General features: G+C 63.3%; 17 protein-coding genes and 1 riboswitch. Of the genes, 7 read left to right on the top strand and 10 right to left on the bottom strand.

Translation table 11 applies throughout. From position 1 onward, the window contains the following. Positions 1-20: 20 nt before the first annotated feature. The 5 genes from parE to L610_RS07365 form a co-directional block, all read right to left on the bottom strand. Entirely contained in the window at positions 21-2,066 is a 2,046-nt protein-coding gene (parE, locus tag L610_RS07385; protein WP_144703917.1) for a DNA topoisomerase IV subunit B, read from the bottom strand. 204 nt (positions 2,067-2,270) lie between these two features. Beyond that, entirely contained in the window at positions 2,271-5,054 is a 2,784-nt protein-coding gene (gene gcvP, locus L610_RS07380) for an aminomethyl-transferring glycine dehydrogenase (RefSeq protein WP_144703914.1), read from the bottom strand. A gap of 9 nt (positions 5,055-5,063) precedes the next feature. Continuing rightward, on the bottom strand, positions 5,064-5,432 hold the full coding sequence (gcvH, locus tag L610_RS07375; RefSeq protein WP_144703911.1) for a glycine cleavage system protein GcvH: 369 nt from the start codon (positions 5,430-5,432) through the stop codon (positions 5,064-5,066). Between the two features lie 7 nt (positions 5,433-5,439). Next, complete coding sequence (gene gcvT, locus L610_RS07370) at positions 5,440-6,549, bottom strand: glycine cleavage system aminomethyltransferase GcvT (RefSeq protein WP_144703908.1); 1,110 nt, start codon at positions 6,547-6,549, stop codon at positions 5,440-5,442. A gap of 158 nt (positions 6,550-6,707) precedes the next feature. Next, positions 6,708-6,794: riboswitch (glycine riboswitch) on the bottom strand. A gap of 95 nt (positions 6,795-6,889) precedes the next feature. Continuing rightward, positions 6,890-7,276 (bottom strand): helix-turn-helix domain-containing protein, encoded by a 387-nt coding sequence (locus L610_RS07365; RefSeq protein ID WP_246658956.1) that lies wholly within the window; start codon positions 7,274-7,276, stop codon positions 6,890-6,892. A gap of 264 nt (positions 7,277-7,540) precedes the next feature. Between L610_RS07365 and L610_RS07360 the strand changes: the two genes are divergently transcribed. Continuing rightward, complete coding sequence (locus L610_RS07360) at positions 7,541-8,005, top strand: META domain-containing protein (RefSeq protein WP_024848722.1); 465 nt, start codon at positions 7,541-7,543, stop codon at positions 8,003-8,005. Positions 8,006-8,112: 107 nt separating this feature from the next. On the opposite strand, the gene L610_RS07355 is transcribed toward L610_RS07360, so the two are convergent. Both L610_RS07355 and L610_RS07350 read right to left on the bottom strand, forming a co-directional pair. After that, positions 8,113-8,955 carry a DUF3800 domain-containing protein gene (locus tag L610_RS07355; protein WP_144703902.1) on the bottom strand — a complete coding sequence of 281 codons (843 nt, stop codon included), beginning with the start codon at positions 8,953-8,955 and terminating at the stop codon, positions 8,113-8,115. 238 nt (positions 8,956-9,193) lie between these two features. Beyond that, entirely contained in the window at positions 9,194-9,550 is a 357-nt protein-coding gene (locus L610_RS07350) for a DUF2200 domain-containing protein (protein WP_024848724.1), read from the bottom strand. Between the two features lie 243 nt (positions 9,551-9,793). Here L610_RS07350 and L610_RS07345 point away from each other — a divergent pair, with 243 nt between their 5' ends. From L610_RS07345 to L610_RS07330, 4 genes are all read left to right on the top strand, one after another. After that, positions 9,794-10,246 carry a GNAT family N-acetyltransferase gene (locus tag L610_RS07345; RefSeq protein WP_024848725.1) on the top strand — a complete coding sequence of 151 codons (453 nt, stop codon included), beginning with the start codon at positions 9,794-9,796 and terminating at the stop codon, positions 10,244-10,246. 142 nt (positions 10,247-10,388) lie between these two features. Further along, positions 10,389-13,898 (top strand): DNA polymerase III subunit alpha, encoded by a 3,510-nt coding sequence (dnaE, locus tag L610_RS07340; RefSeq protein WP_024848726.1) that lies wholly within the window; start codon positions 10,389-10,391, stop codon positions 13,896-13,898. 212 nt (positions 13,899-14,110) lie between these two features. Continuing rightward, positions 14,111-15,130: a 2-hydroxyacid dehydrogenase gene (locus L610_RS07335; RefSeq protein ID WP_245263737.1), complete on the top strand. Its 1,020-nt coding sequence runs from the start codon at positions 14,111-14,113 to the stop codon at positions 15,128-15,130. A gap of 193 nt (positions 15,131-15,323) precedes the next feature. Further along, a complete protein-coding gene (locus tag L610_RS07330) occupies positions 15,324-16,337 on the top strand; it encodes a TRAP transporter substrate-binding protein (protein WP_034330306.1) in 1,014 nt (337 codons plus the stop codon). 118 nt (positions 16,338-16,455) lie between these two features. On the opposite strand, the gene L610_RS07325 is transcribed toward L610_RS07330, so the two are convergent. Beyond that, positions 16,456-16,947 (bottom strand): CreA family protein, encoded by a 492-nt coding sequence (locus tag L610_RS07325; RefSeq protein ID WP_144703899.1) that lies wholly within the window; start codon positions 16,945-16,947, stop codon positions 16,456-16,458. 215 nt (positions 16,948-17,162) lie between these two features. Here L610_RS07325 and L610_RS07320 point away from each other — a divergent pair, with 215 nt between their 5' ends. Continuing rightward, the gene (locus tag L610_RS07320) at positions 17,163-17,807 is read left to right on the top strand and encodes an OmpA family protein (protein ID WP_024848730.1); all 645 of its coding nucleotides are present in this window, start codon (positions 17,163-17,165) and stop codon (positions 17,805-17,807) included. On the opposite strand, the gene L610_RS07315 is transcribed toward L610_RS07320, so the two are convergent. Together L610_RS07315 and L610_RS07310 are read right to left on the bottom strand one after the other, a co-directional pair. Continuing rightward, positions 17,800-18,723, bottom strand: coding sequence for a pseudouridine-5'-phosphate glycosidase (locus tag L610_RS07315; RefSeq protein WP_024848731.1), 924 nt, complete (start codon positions 18,721-18,723; stop codon positions 17,800-17,802). The genes L610_RS07320 and L610_RS07315 overlap by 8 nt on opposite strands. Positions 18,724-18,737: 14 nt before the next feature. Next, entirely contained in the window at positions 18,738-19,670 is a 933-nt protein-coding gene (locus L610_RS07310; protein ID WP_024848732.1) for a carbohydrate kinase family protein, read from the bottom strand. A gap of 283 nt (positions 19,671-19,953) precedes the next feature. Between L610_RS07310 and recA the strand changes: the two genes are divergently transcribed. Then, on the top strand, positions 19,954-21,051 hold the full coding sequence (gene recA / locus L610_RS07305) for a recombinase RecA (protein ID WP_024848733.1): 1,098 nt from the start codon (positions 19,954-19,956) through the stop codon (positions 21,049-21,051). Positions 21,052-21,158: the final 107 nt, after the last annotated feature.

The raw sequence follows: 21,158 nt of genomic DNA, 5'->3' as shown, positions 1-21,158 counted from the left end.
GGGCACCAGACCTATCAGACTTAGATATCCAGTTCTTCGACGAACTCGGCGCGCTCCTGGATGAAGCGGAAGCGCAGTTCCGGCTTCGAGCCCATCAGCGCCTCGACCGAGTCCTTGGTAGCGTTGGCGTCTTCGCTGATCTCGACGCGGAGCAGGGTTCGCTTGCCCTTCTCCATCGTCGTTTCCTTGAGCTGGCTCGCCATCATCTCGCCGAGACCCTTGAAGCGGCCGATCTCGATCTTGCCGCGGCCGGTGAACTCGGTGCGCAGCAGCTCTTCCTTGTGGGAGTCATCGCGGGCGTAGGCAACCTTGCCGCCCTGGCTAATGCGGTAGAGCGGGGGCACGGCCATGTAGAGATGGCCGTTGCGGATCAGCTGCGGCATCTCACGGTAGAAGAAGGTGATCAGCAGCGTTGCGATGTGGGCACCGTCGACGTCCGCGTCGGTCATGATGATGATGCGGTCGTAGCGCAGGTCTTCCTCGCGGTATTTCGAGCGCGTGCCGCAGCCGAGCGCCTGGATCAGGTCAGCGATCTGCTGGTTGCTGGCGAGCTTGTCGGCGCCGGCGCTGGCAACGTTGAGGATCTTGCCGCGCAGCGGCAGCACCGCTTGGCTCGCGCGGTCGCGCGCCTGCTTGGCCGAGCCGCCTGCCGAGTCACCCTCGACGATGAAGAGTTCAGCGCCCTGGGCCGCCGTCTGGGTGCAGTCCGCCAGCTTGCCTGGCAGGCGCAGCTTGCGCACCGCGGTCTTGCGGCTGACTTCCTTTTCCTGGCGGCGCTTCAGGCGCTCGTCGGCGCGGGCAATGACCCAGTCGAGCAGCTTCGACGATTCTTGCGGGTTGTCGGCCAGCCAGTGGTCGAACGCGTCGCGCACGGCGTTGTCGACGATGCGCTGTGCCTCGACCGTCGCGAGGCGGTCCTTGGTCTGGCCAACGAACTCCGGCTCGCGGATGAAAACGGACAGCATGGCGGCGGCCGAGATCATCACGTCGTCGCTGGTGATGATCGAGGCGCGCTTGTTGCCGATCAGCTCGCCATAGGCCTTCAGGCCACGCAGCAGCACGTTGCGGAAGCCGAGCTCGTGCGTGCCGCCTTCCGGAGTCGGAATCGTGTTGCAGTAGGAGTTGATGAAGCCGTCGCCGCCGAACCACGACACGGCCCATTCGACGGCGCCGTGGCCGCCCTGCTTTTCGGTCTTGCCGGCGAAGATGTCGCGCGTGACCTGGTATTCCTTGCCCAGCGTGGCGGCGAGGTAGTCCTTGAGACCGCCCGGGAAGTGGAACACGGCCTTGGTCGGCGTGTCGTCCTTTCCGGTGATCAGCTCCGGCGCGCACGACCAGCGGATCTCGACGCCGCCGAACAGGTATGCCTTGGAGCGCGCCATCTTGAATAGGCGCGCCGGCTCGAATTTTGCGTCCTTGCCGAAGATCTGCGCATCCGGATGGAAGCGAACCTTGGTGCCGCGGCGGTTGTGGACCTCGCCGAGCAGCTCCAGCGGGCCCTGCGGGATACCGCGTGAGAAGCGCTGCCGGTAGAGTTTGCGGCCGCGCGCAACCTCGACCTCAAGCGAATCGGACAGCGCGTTGACCACCGAGACGCCAACGCCGTGCAGGCCGCCCGAGGTCTCGTAGACCTTGGAGTCGAATTTGCCGCCGGCGTGCAGCGTGGTCATGATGACCTCGAGCGCCGACTTGTTGACGAATTTCGGGTGCGGGTCGACCGGGATACCGCGGCCGTTGTCGGTGACTGTCAGATAGCCTTCCGCGTCCAGCTCGACCTCGATGAAGGTCGCGTGGCCCGCGACCGCCTCGTCCATCGAGTTGTCGATGACTTCCGCGAAGAGGTGGTGCAGCGCCTTCTCGTCGGTACCGCCAATATACATGCCGGGACGGCGGCGGACCGGCTCAAGGCCTTCCAAAACCTCGATGTCGGCAGCGCTGTAGCCGTCCTCTCCGTTGCGCGGCGCGGGCGCTGGCTGCGACGCCGGCTTCGTCGGCGCCGTCAGATCTGCAGCCTTTGCTGCGGGCTGCGGGCTGGCGATGCTGGAGAAAAGGTCTTGATCGTCCATGAAAACCTGACGTCGGCTAGGCTGCGAATCACGCGTGATATTGACACGCTTCCGGCGCAAACGCGAAGCGGGTTCTTGTTCCGTTCGGGGTGCGAGGCTGGTTTATCCAGACAATAGAGGCAAGATTCCGGCGCGGCCGCGTGGTCTCGCAATTGACCCACCGGAAAGAAGAAGGGCGCCCGCTTCCACAGGCGCCCCTCGATCTTAGCTCGCCAATGCCTCAACAGGAGGGCAGGCGCAGACCAGGTTTCGGTCGCCGCCGACATTGTCGACGCGCGAGACCGGCGGCCAGTACTTGACTGAGAAGTCCGACTTGCCATCCGGGAAGGCGGCAACCTGGCGCGAGTAGGGGTGCGTCCACTCGTCGGCCATCACCTCGGCAGCGGTGTGCGGCGCGTTGATCAGCGGATTGTCATCCTTCGGCCAGGTGCCGTCCGCAACCTTGGTGGCTTCCTGCGCGATGCCGATCATTGCGTCGCAGAAGCGGTCGATCTCCGACTTCGGCTCGCTCTCGGTCGGCTCGACCATCAGCGTGCCCGCGACCGGCCATGACATGGTCGGCGCGTGGAAGCCGTAGTCGATCAGGCGCTTGGCGATGTCCTCGACGCCGATGCCGGCCGTGTCCTTGAGGACGCGGGTGTCGAGGATGCACTCATGTGCCACGCGGCCGTTCCGGCCCGCGTAGAGGGTCGGATAGTAGCCCTTCAGGCGCTCGGCGATGTAGTTGGCGTTAAGGATCGCCGTCTCGGTCGCGCGCTTGAGGCCCGACGCACCCATCATGCGGATGTACATCCAGGTGATCGGCAGGATCGAGGCCGAACCGAACGCCGAGGCCGATACCGCATGGTCGGAGCCGAGCGAGACGTGGCCCGGAACGTAAGGCGCAAGGTGCGACTTGACGCCGATCGGGCCGACGCCGGGGCCGCCACCGCCGTGCGGGATGCAGAACGTCTTGTGCAGGTTCATGTGGCAGACGTCGGCACCGAGATCACCCGGGCGGGCGAGGCCGACCAGCGCGTTGAGGTTGGCGCCGTCGAAATAGACCTGGCCGCCGTACTGGTGCACGATCGCGCACATGTCGCGGATGGACTCCTCGAACACGCCATGCGTGGAGGGGTAGGTGACCATCAGCGCCGCGAGGCGGTCGGCATACTGCTCGGCCTTGGCCTTGAGGTCGTCGACATTGATGTCGCCGGCCTCGGTGCACTTGACCACCACGACTTCCATGCCGGCCATCGCTGCACTTGCCGGGTTGGTGCCGTGCGCCGATGACGGGATGAGGCAGACCGTGCGGTTCGCGTCACCGCGCGACAGGTGGTAGCGGCGGATCGCGAGGAGGCCGGCATATTCGCCTTGGCTGCCCGCATTCGGCTGCAGCGAGACCGCGTCGAAGCCGGTGATCTCGGCGAGCCAGCTTTCCAGCTCGTCGGTCATCGCCTTGTAGCCGGCAGCGTGCTCGGCCGGAACCTGCGGGTGCAGGCCACCGACGGTCTGCCAGCTGACCGGCATCATTTCCGCCGCAGCGTTCAGCTTCATCGTGCACGAGCCGAGCGGGATCATCGCGCGGTCAAGCGCGAGGTCCTTGTCTGCGAGACGGCGAAGCAGGCGCATCATTTCGGTCTCGGAGCGATGCTCATGGAACATCGGCTGCGTCAGGAAATCCTTGCCGCGCGGCTTGCCCGGCACGGTCGACGCAGCCTCTTCCGGAACGGTGACGCCGAACAGGCCCGCGATCGTCTCGAGGTCGCCCTCGGTCGAGGTCTCGTCGAACGAGATGCCGAGGCGGTTCTCGTCGATCACGCGCAGCAAGAGGCCCTTGCTCTCGGCCTCGGCGGCGATTGCCTTTGCCTTGCCCGGTACGGAGACTGTCACCGTATCGAACAGCGGCGCGTCGATGCCGAGCGCGGAGGCGAGGCGCGAGGCAAGGCCGTTGATGCGGCGGGCGATTGCCTGCAGCCCTTCGGGACCGTGCCAGATCGCATAAGCCGTCGCCATGTTGGCGAGCAGAGCCTGCGCGGTGCAGATGTTCGAGGTCGCCTTGTCGCGGCGGATGTGCTGCTCGCGGGTCTGCAGTGCGAGGCGATAGCCCGGACGGCCGTGCGCGTCGGTCGACTGGCCGACGAGACGGCCAGGCATCAAGCGCGTCAGCGCATCCGAAACCGCGCAGTAGGCGGCGTGCGGGCCGCCAAAGCCCATCGGCACGCCATAGCGCTGCATCGAGCCGACGGCGATGTCGGCGCCGAGCGAGGCGGGCGAGTCAGTGATGGTGAGCGCTAGTGGATCAGCGACGAAGATGACCAGCGCGCCGGCCGCCTTGGCCTTGGCGATGGTGTCCTTGTGGTCGCCGAAGACGCCGTAGGTGTCCGGCCACGGCACGACGACCGTCGCGGTCTCCGCACCGATCTCGTCGGCACCGACCTTGATGCCGAGCGGCTCGGAGCGGGTGTTGACGACGTCGAGCACCTGGGGGTGCAACTCGCCGGCGAGCACAACGTCGTTGCGCTTGGAGCGGTGGTGGCGCCAGGCGATGCCGATGGCTTCGGCAACGGCGGTCGCCTCGTCGAGCAGCGAGGCGGAGGCGACCGGCAGGCCGGTCAGCTCGCTCACCAGCGTCTGGAAGTTGAACAGCAGTTCGAGGCGGCCCTGGCTGATCTCCGACTGGTACGGCGTGTAGGCTGTGTACCAGGCCGGGTTCTCGAACATGTTGCGCTGGATCACCGGCGGCACGTTGACGCCGTAGTAGCCGGCGCCAATGAAGCTCTTCAGGACCTTGTTGCGGCCCATCTTTTCCGAGAGCTCGGCGAGGGCCTCGGCCTCGGAGGCAGGGGCCGGCAGGTTCAGCGGACGGTCGAGCCGGATCGACTGCGGCACCGTCTGGCTGATCAGCGTCTCGAGCGACGGGACGCCGAGCGTTGCCAGCATGGTGCGCACATCGGCGGCATTCGGTCCGACATGCCGGTCCGCAAATGCGGAGTGTACTTCAGTCATCTCGTTGTCCTATCCGATCAGGGCGTTGTAGCCCGCCTCGTCCAGCAGACCTTCGAGCTGGCTTTCGTCGGCAAGCTTCATCTTCCAGAGCCAGCCGTCGCCGGTGGGGGCGGAGTTGACGAGCGCGGGCTCGGACGACAGGGCCTGGTTGACCTCGAGGATCTCGCCGTCGACCGGCGCGTAGACGTCGGATGCCGCCTTGACGGACTCGACGACGACCGTCGCATCGCCCTTGGAGATGGTGCGGCCGACTTCCGGAAGCTCGACGAAGACGAGGTCGCCGAGCTGCTCCTGCGCATAGTCGGTGATGCCGACCGTGGCGATGCCGCCCTCGACGCGCAGCCACTCGTGATCTTCGGTGTAGTAGGTCGTTGCCATGGGAAATTTATCCTTTGCGGTAGCGATGCTGCGAGAAGGGGAGTGGATGGACGGAGAGCGGGATCTTGTTGCCGCGCACGTCCGCGTAAACGGTGGTGCCGATCCGGGCGAGGTCGGCTTCGACATAGCCCATGGCGACCGGGTGGTTGACCGACGGGCCGAAGCCGCCGGAAGTAACTTCGCCGACGATCTTGCTGTCGGCATCGGTGAGCACGGTGCCGTTGCGGACCGGCTGGCGGCCCTCAGGCTTGAGACCGACGCGCAGGCGCTTCGGGCCTGCTGCGATGACCGCGCGCAGCGCATCAGAGCCGATGAAGGTGCCGGTCTCGCGCAGCGACTTCGGGATCGCCCACATCAGGTTCGCCTCGACCGGGTTGGTCTTCGGCGTGATGTCGTTGCCATGCAGGCAGAGGCCGGCTTCGAGGCGCAGGCTGTCGCGGGCGGCAAGGCCGATCCATTCGACGTCCTCGTGCGCGAGAAGCTTTTCGACGAAGTCCTTCGCCTCATCGACCGGTATAGCGACCTCAAAGCCGTCCTCGCCGGTGTAGCCCGAGCGGCTGGCGAACCAGTTTTCGCGCGGCTCGGTACCGTGCATGAAGGTGAGCGACGACAGGTCGAGGCCCGCGGCGGCAAGCGCCGCTTCCGCCTTCGGGCCCTGCAGCGCGACCAGCACACGGTCGAGCGGCTCGACCTTCGCGTCGAAGTCCGCGGCAACGGCCGTCAGCTTCTCCGCGTCCTGATCTGCATTTCCGGCATTGGCAACGACCATGTAGCGGGTCTCGCCGAGGCGGGTGACGATCAGGTCGTCATCGATCCCGGCATTTTCATTGAGGAGGAAGGTGTATTTCGATGCGCTGATCGCGATCGCCTCGGGGGCGAGCGGGCAGGCGCGGGCGAGCGCGGCGGCAGCCTGCGGACCCGTCACCAGGATCAGCTTCATGTGGGATATGTCGAACAGCCCCGCCTTCTCGCGGGCGTGAAGGTGTTCCTTCATCACGCCGAGCGGGTAGGTGAGCGGCATGTTCCAGCCGGCAAAGCCGCCGAAACGGGCCTTTGCCGCCTGATGCAGTTCGAACAGCGGTAGCGTGTTAAGGGTGCCAGGGTTGGTGGCGTCCAAGTCTTCCCTCCAGACAAGCACCAACGGCCGCGGAATTGCGACACGTTAGCGCCCCTCTGTCGGAAGCCTGAGAGACTCGGCCAGCCGGAACTCTGTCGGCGGGCCTTACACCTTCGGCGCGGGCAGCCGTTCGGCCAACCCGACTTTCCAGAGTGTCCTTACCGGCGGCGGTTCTTTTGCCTGAGAGATTTGTGGGCGATTTCCCCTTCGGCGGCAGCCAGGCTGCTCTCTCCCGCAAACCGGTCGGCCTTTCGGGCCCGGACGAGCGAATTGTGTAGCCGATGCCGGCGGGAAAGTCATCACCCCGCCAGCGATTTGGGCAATGTTTGCTACAGCTTCTTCAGGAGGCAGTTCTGCCGAGATCTCGCTCGAGCCGGAAGATCAGGTCGGCTGTCTGGCGATGAAGCCGTTTGAGCTGGTCGAGCCGGTCTGAAAGGCTCGTCACCTTCGAGGGCTTGATATCCGCCTCGGATGCCGGGCCGGTCCCAACGCCGTAGAGCAGCCAGGAAGGGCTGATATTGAGGACGCCGGCCAGCATGGAAAGGCGGTTGGCCCGCGGCTGGGCGCGGTCGCGCTCCCAGGCTTCGAGTGTTTCGATCTGCACGCCGATGCGGCGGGCAAGTTGTGCGGTCGAGATGCCGGCGCTGTCCCTGGCCCGCGAGAGCCGGCCGCCGAGCGTATCGTCATCGGGAAGGTCTGAGTAGATCGTCGTCGTGGTGTCGGACACCCGTCCCACCTCCGTGTTTGTGAAAAACAGGCCCGCGTGAAGCGGGCCGCGAACGGGACCAGCATAGGGATCGAGCCCCCCGGCGCAACCTTCTTGTCCCCAGGACGGGTCGAAGCGAGCCGCGCTGCCGCGTGCCGAACCGACCGCATCCCTTTTCCCGCAGGGGATTGGGCGACGAGGCGGCGGCGCGATCTTTTTTGGCGGGCCGCCCCGGCTGCGCCATAATCCGCGGCGGGAATGCGCATCTCAAAGAGGAGTCTTGTCATGCCGCTGCCGCACCTTACCCGCCGCCATTTTGTCCTTGCCGCAACGCTCGCGGGCTGCGGCCTTGCCACCGGCGCCCTTGCCGATTCACCTGAGGCGCCCGACATGCCGGACCCGGCGGCCGAAGGGCTTTCGATTTACCGCGAGTGGGTGGTGGAGGACGTCGCGGGCGGTGGCGTCATCGACAATGCGCGGCTGACGCTCAACATCGACGAAGCGGGTCACGCCTCTGGCCACAGCGGCTGCAACCGCTTCGTGGGGCAGGCGACCATCGACGGCGACAAACTTAGCTTTGGCGCGCTGGCCGGCACGCGCATGGCCTGCGCCGAGGCGCTGATGAACCTCGAGCAAAAGTACCTCGACGCGCTGGGCAAGGTTGCCTCCTTCCGCATCGACGAGGCCGAGCGAAAGCTGGTGTTGATGGATGCGGAGGGTAGGGAAGTGGTGAGGCTGGCGGAGGGGTGAGGTAGTCACTACCCATTAAGGAACTGGCATTCCACTTGAGTAACGTCTGAATACAAACTGAACCGCGATGTTCCTAACCAACCAACTTATTGTTAGGAGGAACTTATCTAATTTGCTCCGCGATTTGTCTCTGAGAAGCCGGTGATCGAAGCTGGAGGTCTGGCTACCAGAGAGGAAATCAGTTCTTCAATCTCGGGCTCAAGCTGAACGTCACGCGGAGAGTGCACGCAGTAGAGGCCGGCACCCAAGACGAGATTTGAGCCTGGCTGGCCAAAAAAGTGCGGCGATAATTCCTTGATGTATCTTGGTTCGAGTATATTAAAATTTTTCTCGCTCTTATTGACGCATTTATAAAGAGAGTGTGCCACAAGATCTGCGATTTGAAGGAGGGGTTCTTCACTCTTTCGCTTCGTTGAAATTCTGCTTATGTCAATATTTTGCAGCTTTTTAGTATTCTCGTGCAAGGGGCGACGCTGGCAACTATGCAGTAAGTTGCTCATTCTGTCATAGTCAATGTTGGCTTTTTCAAAGATGATGTCGAGTTGATGGGGTTTTATGCGTCGGCTCTCCATGAACCAGCCAACACGTTCGAGAAGATATTGAGCGCACTTGTTGTAGTACATGCTGCTGTCGGCTGAGATGGCATCTTTGTAACTTCCCAGAGTTTCCTTGCGGGATATCACGCCGAATAACCGCATCCGACATGGGGTCAGCTGTCGAATGAAATGCAAAATCTGATAGTGATTGAGTTCGGCGCAGTGAAGCGTTTTCTTCTTAATATCAAATGCAACGGTGATAAGAGTATTCTCAATATTTTTCCGTAACCTGTTGGGTATCAATACCGCCCCTAGGGTCATATAAGGTGAGGCTCCACCTTGTGAGCCGGAGCGGACTTTCGCTATACCGGCTTCGCCGCTTTCATCAATAAAAACAGTATAACCATCCTGCATATTTCGTGGTTTTCTAATATTTCAGCGAATGGAATATTGTTGCCCGAGGTGTGCACTAATTAAAGATATCCAAAACTTTGTCAGTCGTGCAAGTGGGCGTGAGGGTTCTGCATATCAATGCTGCCGGGCTCGCGCCCATCGAGAAAGCTCCACTCGTTCGAGAAACGTGAATATTGATTAGTTGGCAGACGTGGGCAGAGGCGAGGGCGATGAACGCGGAATGGGGACTAGTGCTCCCTCACCCCCTCAAAATCCTCTCCATCTTCTTCCCCTTCGCCAGCTCGTCGATGAGCTTGTCGAGATAGCGGATTTCGCGCATCAGCGGCTCCTCGATTTCCTCCACCCGGACGCCGCAGACGGTGCCGGTGATGAGTTCGCGGGCAGGGTTGAGGCGCGGGGTGTTGTTGAAGAAGTCGGCGAAGGTGGTCTTGTCCGCCAGCTCCTTTTCAAGTGACTCCTGGCTGTGGCCGGTCAGCCAGCGAAAGATCTCATCGACCTCTTCCTTCGTGCGGCCCTTCTTCTCCGCCTTCTCGATGTACATCGGATAAACGCTGGCGACGCTCATCTTGTAGACGCGCTGGAACCTGTCGGACATGGCGGGTCCTCCCAATTGCCTGATGATAGCTTTGCAGGCCGCGCGCCGCCACGCGGGGAGGTTGCCGTGTCAGGAAGAGGAGCGCGCTGAGGTTGACCCTGCGGCAGCGCCCGACTAGAAGGCGCCCGCGAGCAGCAGAAGGAGATTTATGCGCAGAGGCCAGAGCTGAGCCGCCAGAGCGGCAATCCACCGGCGCCAGACGGGCCGCCGAACCTCTTTGCATATCTTTCTTCAGGAGTTCTCATGCAGAACCATCATGCTGTCATCCGGCCGTACGATCCGGCCACGGATACCAAGAAACTGTCGCAGATCTGGCTCGACGCCGCGCTGATCGCGCATGCCTTCATCGGCGAGGAAACGCTGCGCGCGCAGCGCAGCCTGATCGAGGACGTCTATCTGCCCAAGGCCGACACGTCGGTTGCCTGCGTCGGCGGCGAGCCGGCCGGCTTCATCAGCCTGCTCGGCGACTTCGTCGGCGGGCTGTTCGTTGCCCCGGCCTTCCAGGGGCAGGGCATCGGCCGGATGCTGATCGATCATGCGCTGGCAAAGACGAAGGAACTTTCGCTGGAAGTCTATACGGCCAACGAAGGCGCCATGCGGTTCTACCAGCGGCTCGGCTTCGTCGAGCAGTCGCGACGGCCGCTGGATAATGAGGGCCTGCCGTTTGAAAACGCCTTGATGCGCTACGGCGGCTAACGGTCAGAGCGGGGCAGGGCGCGTTCTTGTCCCGCTCGCGCCGCTGCGGCAGCTTTCCACATGCCGTTCCGTCGCGCCTAGACTCGGAGGTCGCCGTCCCTGAAAATGGCGGGGAGATTCTCAGGCGGCCAGAGGCACCAACATGGCATCGACACGCGACCCGATCGTTGGGGCTGCGCAGGGCGCATCGGCGCCGGATGACGGCCGGCCGGTCTTCATTCATTTGCGCGTGCATTCGGCCTATTCGCTCCTCGAAGGCGCGCTGCCGCTCGGCAAGATCATCGGCCACGCCAAGAAGGACCGCACGCCGGCCATCGCCATCACCGACACCAACAATCTGTTCGGTGCGCTGGAGTTTGCGCAGAAGGCAACCAAGGAGGGCGTGCAGCCGATCGTCGGCTCCCAGCTCGACATGACCTTCGAGGCGCCGGACGATCCGGCGCGCCAGCATCGCAGGGGCGGGCCGGCGGTGCAGCCGCTGGTGTTCATCGCCGCGACCGAGGAAGGTTATGCCAATCTCGTGCGCCTCGTCTCGCGCGCCTATCTCGATCTGCCGTCTGGGGAGCCGCCGCACATCAACCCGGCCTGGGTCGAGGAGCTGGCGGAGGGCATCATTTGTCTTACGGGCGGCGAGCGCGGACCGATCGGCGCCTGCCTCAAGAACGGTCATGCGGCGGAAGCCGAGGAGCGGCTCTTGTTCCTCAAGCGCGTGTTCGGCGACCGGCTCTATGTCGAGCTGCAGCGCCATCGCGGCTATGACCGCGGCATCGAGGCATCGTTCATCGACCTTGCCTACAAGCACGATTTGCCGCTGGTCGCGACCAACGAGGCATTTTTTCCGGCGGCCGAGGATTATGAGGCGCACGACGCGCTGCTGGCCATCGCGGAGGGCTCGGTCGTCGCAGTCGACGAGCGCCGGCGCCTGACGCCGGAACATTACCTGCGCACGCAGGCCGAGATGGCGGCGCTGTTCGCCGACCTGCCGGAAGCGCTCGAAAGCACCGTCGAGGTTGCCCGGCGCTGCCGCTACTACCCGAAGAACCGCAAGCCAATCCTGCCGCGCTTTGCCGGTGCCGACGTCGACGACGCCGAGGCCGCCGAACGCGCCGAGGCCGAGGAGCTGGCACGCCAGGCGCGCGAAGGCCTCGACCGGCGCCTCGCCGCGCACGGGCCGACCAATGGCTACACCGAGCAGGATTATCGCGACCGCCTCGAGTTCGAGATCGGCATCATCACGAGGATGAAGTTTCCCGGCTACTTTCTCATCGTGTCGGACTTCATCAAGTGGGCGAAGGCGCATGACATTCCGGTTGGTCCCGGCCGCGGCTCGGGTGCGGGCTCGCTGGTCGCCTATGCGCTGACCATCACTGACATCGATCCGCTGCGCTTCTCGCTGCTGTTCGAGCGATTCCTCAATCCGGAACGCGTGTCGATGCCGGACTTCGATATCGACTTCTGCCAGGACCGCCGCGAAGAGGTGATCCGCTACGTGCAGCAGAAATACGGGCGCGACCAGGTCGGCCAGATCATCACCTTCGGTACGCTGCAGGCGCGCGCGGTGCTGCGCGACGTCGGCCGCGTGCTGCAGATGCCTTATGGCCAGGTCGACCGGCTGTCCAAGCTGGTCCCATCCAACCCGGCCAACCCGGTCAAGCTGAAGGACGCGGTCGCGGCCGAGCCGCGCTTCGCGGAGGAGGTCGAGAAGGAGCCGGTGGTCCAGAACCTCCTCGACATCGCCATGAAGCTCGAGGGCCTCTACCGCCACGCCTCGACGCACGCGGCCGGTATCGTGATCGGTGACCGCCCCCTGTCTGAACTGGTGCCGATGTACCGCGATCCGCGCTCGGACATGCCGGTCACGCAGTTCAACATGAAGTATGTCGAACAGGCGGGCCTGGTGAAGTTCGACTTCCTCGGCCTCAAGACGCTGACCACGCTCGACACGGCCGTGAAGTTCATCCGCCGGCGCGGGGTCGACATCGACCTGTCGCGCATCCCGCTCGACGACCAGAAGACCTACGAGATGCTGTCGCGCGGCGAAACCGTCGGCATCTTCCAGGTGGAATCCGCCGGCATGCGCAAGGCGCTGATCGGCATGAAGCCGGACTGCATCGAGGACATCATCGCGCTGGTGGCGCTCTACCGCCCGGGCCCGATGGAGAACATTCCGGTCTACAACGCGCGCAAGCACGGCGAGGAAGAGATCGCGTCGATCCATCCGATGATCGACCACCTGGTGAAGGAGACGCAGGGCGTCATCGTCTACCAGGAGCAGGTGATGCAGATCGCCCAGGTGCTGTCGGGCTACTCGCTCGGCGAAGCAGACCTGCTGCGCCGCGCGATGGGCAAGAAGATCCGCGAGGAGATGGACAAGCAGCGCGAGCGCTTCGTCAGCGGCGCGATCGAGAAGGGCGTGTCCAAGCCGCAGGCGAACATGATCTTCGACCTGCTGGCCAAGTTCGCGGACTACGGCTTCAACAAGTCGCACGCGGCGGCATACGCGGTCGTGTCCTACCAGACGGCGTATCTGAAGGCGCACTATCCGGTCGAGTTCCTGGCGGCGTCGATGACGCTCGACATGAACAACACCGAAAAGCTGTCGGACTTCCGCGCCGACGCCATGCGCCTCGGCATCGAGGTGGTGCCGCCGTCGGTGAAGACCTCCTACCGCGCGTTCGAGGTGGGCGAAAACCGCATCTACTACTCGCTTGCCGCTATCAAGGGCGTTGGCGAGGCGGCGGTCGACCACATCGTCGAGAAGCGGAAAGAAAAGCAGTTTGAATCGCTTGAGGATTTTTGCTCACGCATCGATCCGCGCATCGTCGGCAAGCGCGTCTTCGAAAGCCTGATTTCGGCAGGCGCCTTCGACTGCTTCGGCTACGACCGCGCGCAGCTGTTTGCCGGCATCGAGCGGATGATGGGCATGGCCGCCCGGGCGCAGGAAAACGCTGCCTCTGGCCAGGCTGACATCTTCGGCATGGGTGGCGGGCCCACCGAAAAGCTGGTGCTTCCGACCTGCGAGCCGTGGACGGCGGCCGACCGGTTGCACCGCGAGTTTGCGGCAATCGGCTTCTATCTCTCGGCGCACCCGCTCGACGAATACCGCAGCGTGCTGGAAAAGATGCGCGTGCAGAACTGGACCGACTTCCAGGCGGCGGTGAAACGCGGCGCGACGGCAGGGCGCCTGGCCGGCACCATCACCGCCAAGCAGGAGCGCAACACGCGCACCGGCAACAAGATGGGCATCGTCAGCCTGTCGGACACCACCGGACAGTTCGAAGCCGTCATGTTCTCCGAGACGCTGTCGCAGTACCGCGACATGATGGAGCCCGGCCGCTCGGTGGTGATCACCGTGGCTGCCGAAGACCGTCCGGAAGGCGTCAACCTGCGCATCCAGACGGCGCATGACCTCGACGTCGAGGCGTCGCGCGTTCAGCGGCATATGCGCATCTTCGTGCGCGACCCCGGACCGCTCGACACGATCGCCTCGCAGCTGGCGACGCGAGGCGAGGGGCATGTGTCGTTCATTGTGCTGAAACCCGAGGGGCAGGGCGAGATCGAGGTCGAACTGCCCAATCGCTATCGTCTGTCGCCGCAGGTGGCATCGGCCATGAAAGCAGTGCCGGGCGTGGTGGAGGTCGAGCTCGTTTGAGGCGAATCATTTGGGGCTTGCTTGCACAACGGCAGCCCGAAACGACTGTCGGAAGGGCGTTCCGGCTGCGATCCAAAGCCCTAATTATGACTTGACAAGCCACGCCGATCTTTCGCGCCAATTCCTTGCGTTTACCGCAAGGATCCGCGGAAAACAGTCGACGGCGTCGGCCTTCGGGGTACTCTTCCAGAACAAAAGAGGGGAGTACAACAATGCCGCCTGTGAAGATCGTCCGTACTGACCGCGAGCTCGAATGCCCGACCATCGACCGGGTGCTTCGGTACAAGGGGGCCAAGTTGGTGCTCTTGCCCGAGGGCGTCAGTGAGGAAGAGCTCGCTCGGGAGGTTGCGGACGCCGACCTTCTTCTGATGTGCTACACGCCGATCACGGCGAAGGTCATCAACGCCGCGACGAAGCTGAAGGCGATTGTGAAATACGGCGTCGGCATCGACGCGATCGACATTCCCGCCGCGCGCGCCCGCCAGATCCCCGTAGTCAACATCCCGGAATATGCCGAGGAAACGGTAGCCGAAGGCGCGTTCATGCTGCTGATCGCGCTGGCGAAGAAGCTCCTGCCGATCTCTCGCGAGATGCGGAGGACCGGATGGGCCTGGCCCGAACAGCAATGGCTTGGCGCAGATATTGCCGGCAAGACGCTCGGCCTCGTCGGCGTCGGACGCATTGGGCGGTCAATGGCGCGCATGGCTGGTGCGGGGTTCAGGGCGCGGGTGCTCGGCTATGATCCGTATGTACCCCGGGAAGTCATGACGCAGCATGGAGTGACCAAGGTTGACAGCCTGGAGGAGATGCTGCCGCAATGCGACTACGTCTCATTGCACAGCGTGCTCAATGACGGCTCGCGCTATCTGATCGGGGCGCAGGAGCTGGAACTGATGAAGCCGTCGGCCTTCCTGGTCAACGTCTCCCGCGGCGCGCTGGTGGACGAGATGGCGCTGCTGGCTGCACTGAAGGCAGGAAAGATCGCCGGCTGCGGCCTCGACGTCTACAGCCAGGAGCCGCTGGATCATGAGCGTCATCCGCTGCGCGAGCTGTTCGCGATGGACAATGTGGTGCTGTTTCCGCACCTGACCTTCTACACGAAGGAAGCGATGGACCGGCTGGAGGAGGACACGCTCGCCCGCTGCTTCGAGGCGCTCGAAGGCAAGCCGCTGCTGGTGCGATCGAAGGACCCGCGGCTGACAGGGCAGACCGCCGGCGTAAGGTTCAGCTGACGGGCATATTCTTTCGTCAGTTCTCAAAAGAACTGTAGGGGTTTTGGAGATGCGCAAAGAGGATCCGTGACGTTGTTCTTTGCAGCGGTCATGTTCCCATTTGCCATCATTGACAGTAGTTCAAATACATAACATTTTCCTTCTTCGGTCGGCCGGGAGGATCTGTCGGCCGGAAAAGAAACGGGAGGAATTCATGTTACGTCGTATTTCCGTGGCTTTGGCCGCGCTACTTTCTGCTGCCGCGCTGCCGGCGAAAGCTGCCGATGTCGAACTTAGTCTTGCTCACTGGCTTCCTCCTACGCATCCGATGCACACGGGCGGCATCGCACAGTGGGTTGAGTCCGTCAGCAAGGCGTCCAACGGAAGCATCAAGATCAACATCTTCCCGGCCGCGCAGCTGGGTTCGGCTGCCGACCACTATGACATGACCCGTGATGGCATTGCCGACATCGGATATGTGAATCCCGGCTATCAGGCAGGCCGCTTCCCCATCTACAGCCTGATCGAAGTCCCGTTCCATGTCCGCGAGGTGGATAACGGGGCAGGGGCGCTGCACGAGTGGTACGCCAAGTACGCCGAGATCGAGATGCCGGAAGTGAAGTTCTGCGTCATGAACCCGCACGATCCGGGCACGATCCACGCCAACACCGAGATCAAGGTGCCGGGCGACATCAAGGGCAAGAACATCCGCGCCGCTCACGCGACGATGGCCCGCTTCGTCTCCATGCTCGGTGGTTCGAGCGTCCAGGTGCCGGCAAATGAGGCGCGAGATGCGATCTCCAAGGGCATGGCGGATGCGATCACCTTCCCATGGAACTCCGTCTACATCTTCGGCATGGATTCGGTGGTCACCTACCACCTGGACTTCCCGTTCTACATTTCGAACCAGATGCTGCTGATCAACAAGGGCGTCTACGATGGGCTCTCGGAAGAGAACCGGAAGGTGATCGACGACCACTGCACGCCGGAATGGTCGATCAAGTTCTCGAAGGATTGGGCGGAGAACGAGCGTTCCGGCCGCCAGAAGGCGATCGACGCCGGGCATACGCTGTATGCGCCGACGGATGACGAGATCAAGCAGTGGCGTGATGCCGCCGCGCCACTCGTCGACCAGTGGAAGGACGATGTGCGCAAGGTCGGGCAGGATCCGGACAAGATCTACGGCGAGTATCGCGCCGCACTCGAGAAGTACGGCTCGCTCTACTAGGCCTCAGCGCGAAAGGGTGCCGTCGTATGATGGCACCCTTGAACCATCAGCGCGTAGCTTTGGCTTATCGAGCACCGGCCTTCTAAGCCGATGGACTCCGGCCCGATCCAGAATTGAGCTACTCGGGCTTGCCGTTCTTCCAGGTGACGTTCTGGCCGTAGAGCGGCACGGTTGAGATCGCCATTTTCGCCGACCCGTCCTGAACCTGCCGCGAGTGCGACAGGTAGATCAGCGTGTCGTTCTCCTTGTCATAGATGCGCTTGACGACCACGCTCTTCCAGATCAGCGACTGGCGCTGCTGGAACACTTCCTCGCCGCCCTTGCCGAGGTCGATGTCGCCGATTTCGATGGGTCCTGTTTGGTTGCAGGACATCGCATTGTTCGACGGATCTTCGAACCAGTTGCCCTTCTGCAGCCGGTCGATGATGCCGCGGTCGAAATAGGTCACATGGCAGGTGATGCCCGAAATGTCGGGATCGGTAATTGCCTCGATGACGATGTCGTTGCCGAGCCAGTCCACGCCGACCTTGCCGACTTCCTTGGAGTGGGCCGAGCCGGCACTGAGAGCCGCGAGTAAGGCGAGCGCAGCGGCCATGCGAAGGTGTTTCATCAACGTCATCTCCTGATCCCAGCAAGTTGAACCCGCCTGCGGCAATATAGGGATTGGCACGTTCCCGATGTAAGGGATGCGGAATCGATCCTCTCCACCGGCAGCTCCGCCCCCGGTTCGGTTTTTTGCCGCAATCTGTGATACAAACCGCCGACGAGCTCGATTCAGCAGGCTGACCTGCCCGAACCGCGCTTATTCAGGAGAGGGAAATCCGAATGAAGAAGATCGTTCTGGCCTTTGCGGGTGCTGCGTTTCTGGCCGGCTGCACGACCGACCCGTATACGGGCGAGCAGAAGATGTCGAACATGGCTGGTGGCGCGGCGCTGGGTGCGCTTGCGGGCGCCGGGATCGGCGTGCTCGCCGGAGGTGACGACCGCCGCAACGCGCTGATCGGCGCCGGCATCGGTGCGCTGGCAGGCGGCGCCATCGGTGGCTACATGGACCAGCAGGAGGCGGAACTGCGCCGCTATCTGCAGGGCACTGGTGTATCGGTTACCCGCGTCGGCAACCAGATCGTCCTCAACATGCCGTCGAACATTACCTTCGCGACCGACCAGTACGAGGTGGTGCCGGCCTTCTACGACACGCTGAATGCGGTTGCGATGGTGCTGAACAAGTACAACCGCACCTTCGTCGACATCAACGGCCACACCGACTCCACCGGCAGCCTGCAGCACAACCAGGTGCTGTCCGAGCGCCGCGCCGATTCGGTCGCTCGCTTCCTCGCCCAGCGTGGTGTCGACAGCCGCCGCTTCGCCATCCGCGGCTTTGGCCCGTCGCAGCCGATCGCGTCCAACGCGAGCGCAGACGGCCGCGCCCAGAACCGCCGCGTCGAGATTTACCTGACGCCGTTCACCTGATCGCAAGCGCGGCAGCGATCTGGGCAGCCAGCCGGGCGTTGTTCTCGACCAGCGCGATGTTGGTGACGAGACTGCGGCCGGCAGTGAGCTCCAGGATGGTGGCAAGAAGAAAAGGCGTGACGGCTTTGCCGCTCACGCCTTTTTCGTTGGCCATGCGCTGCGCCGTCTCAATATGCTGCGCCATCTCCTCGGCCGGAATTTCCGACGCCGCCGGCACCGGATTGGCAACCAGCATGCCCCCGTCGAGTCCCAGCTCTTGGCGGGTGCGGAAGAAAGCGGCGATTGCTTGGGGCTCATCGAGCCGCAGCGGCACGGGGTAGGGCGATTGTCGCGACCAAAAGGCGGGCATCACGTCGTTGCCGAAGCCGACCACCGGAACGCCGCGCGTTTCAAGCACTTCCAAAGTCTTGGCGATGTCGAGGATCGCCTTTGCCCCGGCCGAGACGACGATGACCGGCGTGCGGGCAAGTTCATCAAGGTCGGCGGAAATGTCGAAGCTTGCTTCGGCGCCCTTGTGGACGCCGCCGATGCCTCCGGTGGCGAACACCGAAATGCCGGCAAGGTGCGCGGCGATCATCGTTGCGGCGACGGTGGTGCCGCCCGTGCGCTTCTGCGAGACCGCAAAGGCAAGGTCGGCGCGCGACAGCTTCATGGCGCCGGTGGTTTGCGCCAGAGCGACGCGCTCCTTGTCTGTAAGGCCGATCTTGATGCGTCCGTCGATCACCGCGATCGTCGCGGGTGTGGCCCGTTCCTCGCGGATGATCTGCTCCACGCCTTCCGCCATGCGAGTATTGTCGGGGTAGGGCATGCCATGGGTAATGATGGTGCTTTCGAGCGCCACCACCGGCTTACTGGCTGAAAGCGCGGCCTGAACCTCCGGCGAGATGTCGATGTGGATTGCGGCCGTCTGCTTCATGTGTCTCCCGCCGTTCAGCTGATCTTTCTCGGGGTCCCGACGCGTGCGAGCGCTGTTTCGAACGCCTCGTCCTCATAGTCGGCTACCACGTTGGGCGATGCAATCGTCAGCATCGCGGCGGCCATGCCGCGCCGCACCGCCTCGTTGAAGCTTTCGCCCCGCATCAGCGCCGTGGTAGCCACGCCGGCGAGCGCGTCTCCTGCGCCGGTCACATCCGCAATCGCTTCGAGCTGCGGCGGGGTGATGTTGAAAACGCCCGTGTCGTCGAAGAAAATCGTCTCCTCGCCGCCCGCAGTGATGACGCCGCGTCTGAGCCCGCGGTCGCGCAGCAATTTGATGGCTTCGGCAGCGTCATCCGCACCCGACAGTACGCGGGCCTCGCGGCGGTTCATGAACAGGCAGGAGAGGGATGCCAGGATCGGCTCCAGCCGCCGCGCCTTCGCTGGCGAAATCGCGATGGCGTAGATCGGGCGGCCTCCCGCCATGTCCGCAAGCCGCATCAGCGCATCTTCCGGCATATTGGCTTCGCAGAAGACAGCATCCGCMGCCGCCACCGCATCGCGAATCTTGCGCCGGCGCAGCTGCCGGGTAAAGCCGAGCTCGTAGAGCGTCATGTCGGCGAGCCCGGCAATCAGCTCGCCATTCGGGTCGAGGAGGGCGGTGTAGCTCGGCGTCGTGCGGTCGAGAAAGATCGCGGACACGTCCTCGATGCCACTTTCGGCCAGCACGTCGGCTACCGCCAGCCCCGCAAGATCCCCTCCGCGCAGCGACATCAGCGTCACGTCCACGCCATGGTGCACCGCATTGCGCGCCGCGTTCAGCGCGCCGCCGCCGGCTTCCTCGCGCAGGCTGCCCGGATTCGACGCAGCCGGCACATAGACACCATCGATCCTGCCGCGCCGGTCGATATGGGCCGCGCCCGAGACGAAAAGCTTTGGTCGTTGCATGGAAAGTCCGGTTGAATGCGCCTGCGCGGGGAGCGTATTCAACGCGGGCAGGCGCCGCAACTCTGCGCCTCGAATCGCTGATTGCTGGACCTATGCGCGTTCACGATGCCGCGCCTGCTGGTACGTTCTGGCCTCTACATCCCAAAACGAAAATAGAACATAATCCGAAAAGCTATTTCAAATCAGTTATTTGATCGCTATTGCCAAATTGGAACAAAAAGAGTACAAAAAATCATTGGACACAGGACATCCGGCTTCGCGGTCCATCAAGGGGTAAGGTATCATGGCGCAGAACACATTACGGCTTGTTGAGGACGGTTCAGTGGATAAATCCAAGGCTCTCGATGCAGCGCTCTCCCAGATCGAGCGCGCTTTCGGCAAGGGCTCCATCATGCGGCTCGGCCAGAACGAGCAGGTGGTCGAGATCGAAACCGTTTCGACGGGTTCGCTCAGCCTTGATATCGCGCTCGGCGTGGGCGGCCTGCCGAAGGGACGCATTATCGAGATCTATGGCCCGGAAAGCTCGGGCAAGACCACGATGGCGCTGCACACCGTAGCCGAGGCCCAGAAGAAGGGCGGCATCTGCGCCTTCATCGATGCCGAGCACGCTCTTGATCCGGTCTATGCACGCAAACTCGGCGTCGACCTCGAGAACCTGCTGATCTCGCAGCCGGATACAGGCGAGCAGGCGCTGGAAATCTGCGACACGCTGGTCCGCTCCGGCGCCATCGATGTCCTGGTCGTCGACTCGGTTGCGGCACTGACGCCGCGCGCCGAAATCGAAGGTGAGATGGGCGATTCCCTGCCGGGCCTGCAGGCCCGCCTGATGAGCCAGGCGCTGCGCAAGCTGACCGCGTCGATCTCGCGCTCGAACTGCATGGTCATCTTCATCAACCAGATCCGCATGAAGATCGGCGTGATGTTCGGCTCGCCAGAGACGACCACCGGCGGCAACGCGCTCAAGTTCTACGCCTCGGTGCGTCTCGACATCCGCCGCATCGGTTCGGTCAAGGACCGCGACGAGGTCGTCGGCAACCAGACCCGCGTCAAGGTCGTCAAGAACAAGCTCGCTCCTCCCTTCAAGCAGGTCGAGTTCGACATCATGTACGGCGAGGGCGTTTCCAAGACGGGCGAGATCATCGACCTCGGCGTCAAGGCTGGCATCGTCGAGAAGTCCGGCGCGTGGTTCTCCTACAATTCCCAGCGCCTTGGGCAGGGTCGCGAGAACGCCAAGCAGTTCCTGCGTGACAATCCGGAGCTGCTGCGCGAGCTGGAACTCGCACTGCGCCAGAATGCAGGTCTCATCGCCGAGAAGTTCCTGGAGAACGGCGGCCCGGGCGACCAGGACGGCAACGATCTGGACGACGCCGCTGGCATGTAAGCCCCGCTAGAGCCGCGTTCCCGTGGCTTAGGGGTGTGATTTTCAGACCGCCGGGAGGGGTTCCGGCGGTCTTTTCCTTTGTGGACTGTCCGTTATCGTCCTGCTTT

It is taken from the genome of Aminobacter sp. J44 (assembly GCF_007829415.1).
In the GTDB taxonomy this organism is placed as follows: Bacteria; Pseudomonadota; Alphaproteobacteria; order Rhizobiales; family Rhizobiaceae; genus Aerobium.
Note: the sequence above shows the minus strand (reverse complement) of the source record. Positions and strands in the feature narration are given on the sequence as shown.